Source organism: Bradyrhizobium sp. Kon10 (genome assembly GCF_055807395.1).
Map to the genome: position 1 here is coordinate 15795 of NZ_JBVVOZ010000051.1, position 11696 is coordinate 27490.

An 11696-nucleotide genomic window follows, 5' to 3' on the forward strand; every position below is an offset into this window, starting at 1 on the left:
ATCATCCCCAACGCGCATTTGCACAACAATCGACTCTGAAAAGGACGACCACGATGGCCATCACAGCTTCTTTTTCCTCTCGCACTGGCACGCTGTCGGTGTTTGGCGACGCGATCGACGACAGCATCGTCGCCAGCCGCGACCCAGCAGGCAAGATTCTTATCAACGGCGGCGCGGTTACCGTCCTTGGCGGCACGCCGTCGGTTTCCACCACCACGCTGATTCAACTGTTCGGCCAAGGCGGCAATGACACGATTGCAGTCGACGAAACCAACGGTGCAATGCCCGCCGTTCAGCTGTTCGGCGGGGATGGCAACGACACCCTGATCGGAGGCTCCGGGAACGACCTGCTGTTCGGCCAGGCCGGCAATGACACGCTGCTCGGCAAAGGCGGCGACGATCTGCTGTTCGGTGGCGACGGCAACGACACGCTGATCGGTGGCGCTGGCAACGACCAGATGTTTGGACAGGCCGGCAACGATCGCATGATCTGGAACCCGGGCGACGGCACCGACCTGATGGAGGGCGGCGACGGCAACGATACCGCCGAAGTCAATGGCGGCAATGGGGCCGAGATCTTCACGCTCACCGCCAACGGCAGCCGCGTACGTTTCGACCGCATCAGCCCGGCGCCGTTTTCGCTCGACATCGGCACCACCGAGAATTTCGTGCTCAACATGAACGGCGGCGATGACGTCTTCACCGCCGGAAACGGTCTCGCCAACCTGATCAGCCTCACCGTCGACGGCGGCGCCGGCAACGACACCATCACCGGCGGCGACGGCAACGACACGCTGCTCGGCGGCGATGGCAATGACGTCATCACCGGCGGCCGCGGCAACGACGTTGCACGCCTCGGCAGCGGCGATGACACTTTCGTCTGGAATCCAGGCGACGGCAGCGACACTGTCGAAGGCCAGGACGGCACCGATACGCTCCAATTTAACGGCGCCAACATCAGTGAGAGCATGAACATCACGGCCAATCACGGCCGGGTCAAGCTCACCCGCGACGTCGGCAACGTCACCATGGATCTGAACGGCATGGAGCATATCAACGTCGCGGCTCGCGGCGGAGCCGACAACCTCACGGTCGGCGACCTCACCGGTACCGGTGTTACCCAGGTCAATATCGACCTTGCGGGAGTGCCCGGCAGCGGCGTAGGCGACGGCGCGGCCGACACCGTGACCGTCAACGGCACCGCCGCCAATGACAGCATTCAAGTAACTGGAACGGGAGGCTCGGTCACGGTGGCCGGTTTGCCGGCGACGGTCACCCTTACAGGCGCGGAGGGCGCAAACGACCGGCTCACCATCAACGGCGGTGCTGGCAACGACGTCATCAGCGCAGCCGGTCTCGCCGCCGGAAGTGTGCAGCTCGTGATCGATGGCGGGGCCGGCAATGACACCATCTCCGGCAGCGCCGGGGCCGACCGTCTGATCGGCGGCGACGGCAATGATACCGTGATCGGCGGCCGTGGCGACGACTTCGCCGATCTCGGCAACGGCAATGACACCTTCATCTGGAATCCGGGTGACGGTAGCGACATTGTCGAAGGCGGGGCCGGCACCGATACGCTGGTCTTTAACGGTGCCAACATCAACGAGAACATCGACATCTCCGCCAATGGCTCGCGGGTGAGGATGTTCCGTGACGTGGGCAACGTCACCATGGACCTCGGCGGCGTGGAGCATATCCAGCTCGCTACCCTCGGTGGGACCGACACCGTCAATGTCGGCGACCTCACGGGAACCGACACCAAGCAAGTCGCAATCGACTTGTCAGGCATGCTGGGCAGCGGTCAAGGTGACGGCCTTGCCGACACCGTAAACGTCAATGGCACCGCTGGTGACGACAAAATCACTATCGCCAGCAGCGGTTCATCGGTTGTCGTCAACGGGTTGGCTGCGCAGGTGACGATCAACGGCACCGACGTCAGCCTCGATCAACTCGTCGTCAATGGAGGTGCCGGAAACGACATCATCAACGCTTCCGGGCTCCATGCCGGGCAGGTCAACCTCACCATCAATGGCGGTGACGGCAACGACATCATCACCGGCAGCGCCGGCAACGACACCGTCACCGGCGGCCGCGGGAATGACATGGCCTCGATGGGAACGGGCGACGACACCTTCGTCTGGAATCCCGGAGACGGCAGCGACGCGGTCGACGGCGGCGCGGGCAACGATACGCTCGTGTTCAACGGCTCAATTGCCAACGAGAGCATGGAGATCTCGGCCAATGGCAGAGGGGCGACGCTCACCCGCGACGTCGGTCAGGTCACGATGAATCTCACCAACATCGAGACCATCGATGTCAACGCCCTGGGCGGCGCGGACACCATCACGGTGGACGACTTGTCCAAGACCAGTGTCAACCACGTCGCCATCAACCTGGAATCGACGCCAGGCAGTGGTGTCGGCGACGGCCAGGTCGACACGGTCGTTATCAACGCGACCAACGCCAGTGACGTGATCAACATCAGCGATAACAACGGTGTGGTCACGGTGACGGGTCTTGCCAATGACGTGACGATCACCGGTTTCGAGGCAACCGATCGTCTCGTCATCAATGGCCTCGGCGGCGATGATGTCATCATTGGGTCCACGCTCTCGGCAAACGTGCAGCTCATCGCCAATGGCGGCGACGGTGCCGACGTCCTGCTTGGTGGTGCCGGCAACGACACCCTTAGCGGCGGAGCTGAAGATGACATTCTGATCGGCGGAGGCGGTCAGGATATCCTCGACGGTGGGTCTGGCAACAACATCCAGATCCAGGCGCCGGTGAGCCGAGCCGCCGCCGTTGCGACAAGCTCGCCGGCCGCGGGTGCCGCCTTGCTTGGTCAGTTCATGGCGTCGAGCCTGGTCTCGGCGGGAGAAGGTCACGATGCGGTCCCGATCGCCGATCCCTCGGCGACCCAGCAGTCGCAGCTCGCACTGCCGCACGCTGCCTGAGCTGAAACCACTTCGCCCTGGAGAGCACCATGAAAATCGAAACCAACGGCCCGAGACCGACCGATCCAGGTCTCGAGGCGCTTGTGACGCTGCTGCATCTCCAGGGCGTTGCGGCCGATGCCGGACAGATCGCGCATCGGCTCGGAACGGACAAGATCGGCGCACCGGAGATGCTCCGATGCGCCAGGGATCTCGGCCTTAAGGCACGCGCCTACCGAACCGATTGGTCACGGCTGGGTGGCACGCCCTTGCCCGCCATCGCATCGCTCCGCGATGGCGGATTCCTGCTCCTCGCCAAGGCAGGCGAGGAAAGGGTGCTGGTGCAGTCGCCGCTGGCGCCCCGGCCTGTGTTGATGACGCGGGACGAACTCGTATCGGTCTGGGATGGTGGTCTGATCCTGATGGCCCGGCGCGCCGGATTATCGGATATCACCCGGCGGTTCGACATCACCTGGTTCCTCGCCGCGATTCAGAAATATCGACGTCTCTTGGGCGAAGTCTTGGTCGCCTCGTTCTTCCTGCAGCTGCTCGGCCTGGTCTCGCCACTGTTCTTCCAGGTGGTCATTGACAAGGTGCTGGTGCATCGTTCTCTAAGCACCCTCGACGTTCTCGTGCTCGGGCTGGTGACGATCTCGGTCTTCGAAACCGTACTGGGAATCCTGCGCACCTATCTATTCGCGCACACCACGAACCGCATCGACGTCGAACTCGGCGCGCGGCTGTTTCACCATTTGCTGGCTTTGCCGATGGCCTATTTCCAGGCGCGGCGGGTCGGCGATTCCGTGGCGCGGGTCCGTGAATTGGAAAACATCCGCAACTTCCTCACCAGCTCGGCGCTGACGCTGGTTATCGACCTGCTTTTCACTTTTGTCTTTCTCGGGGTGATGTTCTTCTACTCGCCGTTGTTGAGCTGGATCGTGCTTGGGTCGTTCCCGTTCTATATCGCGATCTCAGCCGCGGCGACGCCACTGTTCAGGCGACGGCTGGATGAGAAATTCCGCCGCGGCGCCGAGAACCAGGCGTTCCTGGTCGAGAGCGTCACCGGAATCGAGACGGTGAAAGCGATGGCGGTCGAACCGCAGATGCAGCGCCGCTGGGAAGAGCAACTCGCCGGCTACGTGGCCGCGAGCTTCCGGGTCTTGAGCCTCGGCAATAGCGCGAGCCAGACCGTGCAGCTGGTCAACAAGATCGTGATGGCGAGCCTGCTGTATTTCGGCGCCAGGCTCGTGATTGACGGCAGCCTTTCGGTCGGCGAACTCGTCGCTTTCAACATCCTGGCCGGTCGGGTGAGTGCGCCGGTGCTGCGTCTCGCACAGATATGGCAGGATTTTCACCAGGCGCGCCTGTCGATCGCCCGGCTTGGCGACATCCTCAACACCACCGCCGAGCCGAGCTATTCGGCCGGTCGCGCTCGGCTGCCGGCGATCCGCGGCGATATCAAGTTCGACCATGTCTCGTTCCGCTATCGCATCGATGGGCAGGAAGTTCTGCACGACGTCTGTTTCGACGTGCCGGCAGGCCAGACCATTGGCATCGTCGGCCCTTCGGGATCGGGCAAGAGCACGTTCGCGAAACTGGTCCAGCGGCTGTACGTTCCGGAGCGAGGCCGTGTGCTGGTTGACGGCATGGATCTGGCGATGGCCGATGCCGCCTGGCTGCGCCGCCAGATCGGCGTCGTGCTGCAGGAGAACGTGCTGTTCAACCGCTCGGTCCGTGACAACATCGCGCTCGCGGAGCCGGCGATGCCGATGGAGCGCGTGGTCGCCGCGGCGCGGCTCGCGGGCGCGCATGAGTTCATCCTCGAGCTCGCCGACGGCTACGATACCGTGGTCGGCGAGCGCGGCTCGACGCTATCCGGCGGCCAGCGCCAGCGCATCGCCATTGCGCGCGCGCTGGTCACCAATCCACGGATCCTGATCTTCGACGAGGCGACCAGCGCTCTGGACTACGAGAGCGAGCGCATCATCCAGCACAACATGAAGGCCATTGCCAACGGGCGGACGGTGCTCGTGATTGCGCACCGGCTTTCAACGGTCCGGACGGCGGATCGCATCGTCACGCTAGACCGAGGCCGACTGGTCGAGGACGGCAGCCACGACACTTTGATCAAAACCGGCGGCCGGTATGCATCGCTGCATCGCTTGCAAGGGGGCTTCCATGAAGTCAACTGAATCACTGTTGCCCGCCGCGCCCACGCCACGCGTGGTCCCGTTCCGGTCTCCGCGACACCGGCGCGGCGAACAACTGGCATTTCTGCCGGCTGCACTTGAAATTGTGGAAACGCCGCCGTCGCCGATCGGACGCGCCATCGCGACCGCCATCATTGTGCTGTTCTGCACAGCGCTGCTGTGGGCCTGGTGGGGCACCATTGATATTGTCGCGGCGGCAACGGGAAAAATCCTCCCCAGCGGTCGTACCAAAATCGTGCAGCCGTTCGAGACCGGCGTGGTGCGTTCGATCCGGGTCCAGGATGGGCAAGCGGTCAAGGCCGGCGACGTCCTGATCGAGCTCGATCCGACGGCCAATGAAGCCGAGCGCGACCACTTGCACAACGATCTGCTTGCCGAGCGGCTCAACATCGCACGATTGCGCGCGGCGCTTTCCGACGGCGATAATCCCATGGGTGAATTTGTGCCGCCGAACGGCGCAGAGCCCGAGCTGATCGGCACCCAACGCCAGCTTTTGCTGAACCAGGTGACCGAACATCGAGCCAAACTCGCAGCACTTTTCCGTCAACAGGCGCAGAAGGAAGCTGAGCAGGCGACCACGGTAGCAACGATCCACAAGCTCGAGACGATCATTCCCGTGATCCAGTCGCGCGTCGAGATTCGGAAGACGTTGGTCGAGAAAGAGCTGGGCTCGAAGCTGAGTTATTTCGAGGTGGTACAGCTGCTGGTCGAGCAACAAGAGGAGTTCAATGTGCAGAAGAGCCATCTGCATGAGACCGAAGCCGCCGTTGCCGCCATTCGCGAGACGCGCGGTCAGGCCGTGGCCGAATATCGGCATACCCTGTCCGACGAACTCGCCAAGGCCGAGCAGAAGGCCAGCGGGCTCGCCCAGGATCTGATCAAGGCGGAGCAGAGAACCAGGCTGCAGCTGTTGACCGCCCCGGTGGACGGCGTCGTGCAACAACTCGCGGTTCACACGGTCGGGGGCGTGGTGACGGCAGCGCAGCCCCTGGTGGTGGTGGTGCCGAGCGACAGCCGGCTGGAGATCGAGGCCATGGTGTCAAACAGCGACATCGGCTTCGTTCGAGCCGGACAACAAGCCGAGATCAAGGTCGATACCTTCAATTTCACCCGCTATGGCCTGTTGCATGGCCAGGTCATTTCGGTGTCGCAGGACGCCGTAATTCGTGACCGCCAGGACCGCACCGGTGAACGGCCGCTCGCGGCTACCAGCGAATCCAGTGAGCCGAAAGGTCAGGAGTTGAACTACAGCGCGCGCATCTCGCTCGACCGCACCCGAATGCAGATCGACGACAGGATGGTCAACTTGTCGCCCGGCATGGCGGTGACGGTCGAGATCAAGACCGGATCGCGGAGCGTCCTGAGCTATCTTCTGTCGCCGTTGCGCCGCTATCGCCAGGAGATGCTGCGCGAACGCTGAATGCCGGCTGCGTTAAGGATGAGGTCGAGACATAACCATGTTTGGATCTAAACTGGAGAGAATCGATGATTGGTGTCTTAAAACTGACGGTCGCCGTGGTCTGCCTCGTCGGTGCCTGGCTGGTCGCCAAGGTGTCGGCGGAGAGTACTGGATCGATCGTCGCGCGCGCCGGCGCAGTGATCGCAACATTTCATGCCGAGGGCGCCCAGATCTACCAGTGCCGGCCGGAGTCCGAAAAATATCCGTCGGAGCCTCGCGCGCTCAGCTGGCAATTTCGCGAGCCGGTTGCCACGCTCATCGCCGACGGGAAGTCGATCGGCTTGCACTCTGCCGGTCCGAGTTGGGATCACATCGACGGCAGCGGCGTGAAGGCCAGAGTGGTCTCCGCCGCGCCCGGCGAGACTGCAAACGACATTGCCTGGCTGAGGCTTGACACCATTGAACATCGCGGCAGCGGCGTACTGTCCGAAGCCGCGACGGTCGAGCGCATCAACACCAAAGGTGGCATGACGCAAGGACCTTGTGAAACTGCAGGCGCTTATCTCAGCGTTCCCTATTCCGCTGACTACGTTTTCTTGCGCAACAACAGCTGACCGGGGGTACCAGACAACAGCGGGGCGGGGCTACAGGAACTGTGCAGAGGCCATTTCGGTTTGCAAGCTGGGACTCGAATTTCCGCGCTTGCACCGGAAATCCGTGCAGCGACGATTCCGACCTTCTCAGGCGTGCCCGCCGGACTTACCGCGCTGTGCCTCGGTGCCGCGATGGCATCCTGATAATTTCGTTAAGCCAACGCTCGGAGCCGCGGGCCCTTCCAGCATCAGTGCCACGTCGCAGGCAGGCCGCGGCTTGCTGAACAGAAGGCACTGCCAGTCGGTTCGCGCTGGCCCGCCTAACCGCACATACGAAGGCCGCAGCGGGAGGTTAAATCGCTGCGGCCCGCGCAGGTCAAAAAAAGCCGGGTTAAATAGACAAGTGAAATATGGACCAGCCCCGGGATCTAAAAACCTACTCCGTCATGTGTCCGGTGCAACATAAAATCGTTGTTTCCATTAACGGAACCGGGTTGCTGTTGCAAAATGGATGACAGCGCACTTGACATGGACGGGATGCACGCCCGATCGCCGAGAAGCTCCGTCGCAACCGCCTCAGTCGGCGTGCTCTTAGGTCTGTCGATCTATGTTAGTTCGCGGGCGGCTCCAGCGTGACAGGGTGTTCCCAACGGGGAACGAGCACGATGGACTACCGCGCTTACAGCCAGGACGGACATATCAGTGGAGTCCAAGAGCTCGACTGCGCTGACGACGATGAAGCCAAGGCGAAAGCCACCCAGATGCTCGACCGCCACGATTTGGAATTGTGGCAGCGAGATCGGCGCGTCGCTGTTTTGAAGCGCCATACAAGGCAGTAAGCCTGCCTCGGTTGACAGCCACCAGGGTTTTCGTTTTGTGCTTACCTTGAGGTAGATCAAGGTATCTAACAGGGCCCGGAACACATTGCGAACGCAAACTTTCCGCCTGCGGAACACAAGGTTAAGGCCGCCTCAGTTGGGCCGCCTGTTTCTGTGCGGCGGTTTACGGAATTCAGTAGCGCCGATAGTATCGATGGGCATAGGGCCGACGAACGACGACTACGCCGCGGCGATAGGCAGGACGATAGACCGGGCGGGTTCGGACGCATCCGTGCCGACCGCACACCAGGGCTACTGTCTCAACGCTCGCGATGTTTGATTGTCCAAGCGGAGCAACGGGCATCGCCGATGCCGTTGCAATTGAGAATGCGGTCCCACCGAGAACGGTCAGTGCGGCAAGTGTAAGTTTCATCCATCCTACTCCAGCGGAGCCCATCCCCGCTAACCAGCCTTAGACGTTCGTCCCTGAACCTCGGATGACCAACCGCCCCAGCCTTGCGGGCGCGGGTACCGGTGGATGGTGGTCCGCTTTTTTGACCCAGCAGACGTTCGTGGTGAGCTCTTAACCAGTGTTTCTGACCGCCTCTGCCAGCATGGAGTAGAGCTGCTGCTTGCTGAATTCCTTGGGCTGCTGCCTCTCCGCTGTGTTTCGCGACACCTTCCGTGCGACTGAACGGGCGCAGGCTGCCGACGACGTCGGCCTCAGCTTCAGGGGCGGCCTTATCTTGGGCGTTGCCGTGGGCGGCTTGTGGCCACGCTTCAGCCCCAGACGGGTCAACATGCCGCAAACAGCGTTACGACTGCACCCGAGATGACGCGCTATCTGCGCGGCGCTCTGTCCTGCGGACCAGCGCCTGTTGAGGAGCGCTATGTTTTTCGCATCCCAGCCCATGCGAGATATTATAGCGTGGACTGCCGAACACGCTAGGCTAGTCTTCATCCGGCTCGCGCACGACCGGCGGTTCGTCAGCGTCATCTTCCTCTTCGTCGTCTTCGTCCTCGTCGTCTTCATCGGGATCTCTTGGTGGCATCGCGGTGCCGACGAACGTTGTCGAGTAGGTCGCTGGGATGGAAAATGCTTCGGAGGTGTGTTGCTTCATGTTGCTGCTCCGCAAACGCAACGGGGGACATCAAGTCGACGACATGAGCAAGGCGGTGGCATCCACCACGCAAATGACAGCGTTCAGCTACTTTATCCCCGAGGACTCATTCGGCTCTATGTTCACCAAAACCTTGCCCGTGGTGATTTCGGGAACTCCAAGGTCGAGGTCATGTAGACTTGCTTGAACAAACGCCAGTATCTTGGCGTTCGCTGCATTGGCGCTTTCTCGGTCGTCAAACATCATCACGGCGATGCCAACACCGTCACCCGCATCCAGCACATGGTAAGATCTGAATCCGTGCGATTGCCTTAGGATCTGGCCGACACCGCTCTTGGCGCGGCGAGCGGCGTCCGCCACCGAACGAACCTTGGTATACTTGCGAATGACCATGTACATGAGGCCACCACGAGCCACACGCCCCAACGCATCAAAGCATATCGCTCCCAGTCGGACTATGTCCAACTTCCGAGATGGGCCACAGTGTCCGGTTGGGCGGACCGGGCACCGCGCGCCTTCTCCAATCGGTCCTCCTCGCCCTGCACGTGGCGGCGAGGTGCTGAGGCTCAGGAGCCCTCGAACTTGAACGATACGTTGAGCTTGGCGCGATAGGCTTCCACTTTCCTTTGTCATCCAGCTGCATATCGAGCTTGACGACCTCTGCAATGCGAAGATCTCGGAGAGATTTTGCAGCTTGTTCGACCGCATTCGCGGCCGCCTTCTCCCATGAGTCGCCGCTTGTACCGACCAGTTCAATGACTTTGTAGACGCTATCAGGCATGTTGTTATTCTGTCCGGTATGACGCAGGAAATCTAGCATGAGGGTCTCGACGCGGATACGTCTCGGGGGATGCTACCCGGAGCCGCGAAGGGACAAAACTGCACTTGGCCGGAGGGCAGCTTTTGGCCGCAGCTAACCTGCCGAGCAGCGCCATCATGTCCGCTCATGGCGTGCAGACGGAAACGGGTCCGATTGGCTGTCACTTTTCTGTTTGACCCAATGTATGGTCCGGCCGTGCGTAGCAAGAAGATTTCGTCGGATTGGCGGTGAGCGGTCTTGCATCAATCTATATCTGGCCTCTGATTGGAGCGTGTCGTGCTCCGGGGCCATCATGGCTATCAGCGCGTGCGCGTGCGTTCTCATTAACGGACAGGCCTCGATCGAGCTATTCGGGTCACCAGTGTTCGCATGCGCCGGGAAGACCGAATCTCCATCTCGTCTCATCCTCTCGCAGACCTCGGCTGGAAACTGTTGATGGGTTACGTCATCGCCTGCTCCTCATATCGCGCAGTTCCTTTGTTCGAGCCAAGGGCCGTTCCTTCGTCCCGGCCCGCAGAGCGTCGATCGCGTCGCGCGCAGGGGCGGTCAAGGCCGGCGCTTGGCTTGCGGCTGGCTCCGGCGTGGCCAGGCTGCGCCTTGACCGCGCCGAGCACGGCGCGAGGATCAAGCGGGTTGGACGCCTGCATCGTCGGTCCTCGTCAGTTCGAAGGCGCGTCCTTTAGCCAGCACCGCCCAGGCGATGCGGGCAAGCTTGTTGGCGAGCGCGATCGCCAGCACGTTGTGGTGCAACCGCCTCTTGGCGGCTTCGATCCAGGATTTGAGCCCGTAACGTTCCCAGTTCTTTATCCTGACCAGCACAACCCATGCCGCCTGTACGAACAGAACGCGCGGGTAGCGATTGCCGCGCCTCGAGATTTTGCCGAGGATCGTGCGATCTCCCGTCGAGATCTGCTTGGGCACCAGTCCAAGCCAGGCGCCGAAGTCGCGGCCTTTGGAGAAGACGTCTCCAGTGCCGATAGCCGCCACCATGGCACTCGAAATGATCGGCCCGATGCCAGGCACCGTCATCAGGCGCGAACAGGCCTGATCTTGACGGGCCAGTGCCTCGATCTCGCCGGGGCGGGGCAGGAGCACGGCCGGACCATCCCATTAGGGGGCTGGCAACCTGCTATAATCTTTCGCCTTTTTCTGTCACGCCTTTCGCGCTGTCCGCACGAACTCCTGGATTTTATGTGCTAAGGTAAGCAATTCTCACGCGATGAGACGTCAGATGAGGCGACGGCAATTTCTAACTCTTCTCGTGGGCGCAGCAGCCGCTCGGCCGATTAGAAGCAACGCACAACAGCCTGCAAAGCGACCCGTGATTGGTTTTGTGTTGGCAGGAACACAATCCTCCCATGGTGCATGGGTAGCCGCATTCACCCAGCGCTTGTCAGACTTGGGTGGATAGATGGACGGAACGTCACGATCGAGTATAGGTGGGCAGCGGGCGACGTTCAGCGAACTACGGAATATGCGGCTGAACTCGCGCGACGGAAAGTCGACCTGATCGTCACGTCGGCGTACGGCGTCGTGGCCTCCAAAGAAGCAACGTCACCATTCCTATACGCGCTGCCACCAAGCTTTCGCGCTCCTGGCGCTCCTACTAATTGCCTCGGCTCCCGGTGCTGGATAGCGGAGCCCGTGGCGAAAGCCAAAACTTCAAAAACTGATCAACGCGCTGGCTAACGTCGGCTCTTGGCCCAGGCCGTGTGAAAGCGTTCTGTTTCCGGTGATTCGCGCGATAGGATTCCCCGCACTTGCGGGGAGGTCCGATGAAGCGCTTTGTTGAAGGGGTGGAT

General features: G+C 61.6%; 9 protein-coding genes and 1 pseudogene. 5 read left to right on the forward strand and 5 right to left on the reverse strand.

Annotated features, from left to right (window positions below; genetic code table 11):
* The first annotated feature begins 53 nt into the window (after positions 1-53).
* The 5 genes from AC0L2O_RS34535 to AC0L2O_RS34555 all read left to right on the forward strand — a co-directional run bounded on the left by AC0L2O_RS34535 (position 54) and on the right by AC0L2O_RS34555 (position 7974).
* Positions 54-2954, forward strand: a complete 2901-nt coding sequence (locus tag AC0L2O_RS34535) for a beta strand repeat-containing protein (RefSeq protein ID WP_027520187.1) — start codon at positions 54-56, stop codon at positions 2952-2954.
* 29 nt (positions 2955-2983) lie between these two features.
* Complete coding sequence (locus AC0L2O_RS34540; protein ID WP_027520186.1) at positions 2984-5125, forward strand: type I secretion system permease/ATPase; 2142 nt, start codon at positions 2984-2986, stop codon at positions 5123-5125.
* Positions 5112-6563 (forward strand): HlyD family type I secretion periplasmic adaptor subunit, encoded by a 1452-nt coding sequence (locus tag AC0L2O_RS34545; protein WP_369726641.1) that lies wholly within the window; start codon positions 5112-5114, stop codon positions 6561-6563. Before AC0L2O_RS34540 ends, AC0L2O_RS34545 begins: the two co-directional genes overlap by 14 nt.
* 65 nt (positions 6564-6628) lie before the next feature.
* On the forward strand, positions 6629-7156 hold the full coding sequence (locus AC0L2O_RS34550) for a DUF3455 domain-containing protein (protein ID WP_035969062.1): 528 nt from the start codon (positions 6629-6631) through the stop codon (positions 7154-7156).
* A 644-nt stretch (positions 7157-7800) separates the two neighbouring features.
* Positions 7801-7974: a hypothetical protein gene (locus AC0L2O_RS34555; protein WP_198034903.1), complete on the forward strand. Its 174-nt coding sequence runs from the start codon at positions 7801-7803 to the stop codon at positions 7972-7974.
* 562 nt (positions 7975-8536) lie between these two features.
* On the opposite strand, the gene AC0L2O_RS34560 is transcribed toward AC0L2O_RS34555, so the two are convergent.
* The 5 genes and pseudogenes from AC0L2O_RS34560 to AC0L2O_RS34580 all read right to left on the reverse strand — a co-directional run.
* Positions 8537-8986 carry a GcrA family cell cycle regulator gene (locus tag AC0L2O_RS34560; RefSeq protein ID WP_369721251.1) on the reverse strand — a complete coding sequence of 150 codons (450 nt, stop codon included), beginning with the start codon at positions 8984-8986 and terminating at the stop codon, positions 8537-8539.
* Entirely contained in the window at positions 8904-9074 is a 171-nt protein-coding gene (locus AC0L2O_RS34565) for a hypothetical protein (protein WP_198034902.1), read from the reverse strand. Before AC0L2O_RS34565 ends, AC0L2O_RS34560 begins: the two co-directional genes overlap by 83 nt.
* 87 nt (positions 9075-9161) lie before the next feature.
* Complete coding sequence (locus AC0L2O_RS34570) at positions 9162-9473, reverse strand: hypothetical protein (RefSeq protein ID WP_027520182.1); 312 nt, start codon at positions 9471-9473, stop codon at positions 9162-9164.
* Between the two features lie 31 nt (positions 9474-9504).
* Positions 9505-9894: a dodecin family protein gene (locus tag AC0L2O_RS34575; RefSeq protein ID WP_456677175.1), complete on the reverse strand. Its 390-nt coding sequence runs from the start codon at positions 9892-9894 to the stop codon at positions 9505-9507.
* 624 nt (positions 9895-10518) lie between these two features.
* A pseudogene (locus AC0L2O_RS34580) lies at positions 10519-10971 on the reverse strand (IS110 family RNA-guided transposase); the annotation flags it as partial.
* Positions 10972-11696: the final 725 nt, after the last annotated feature.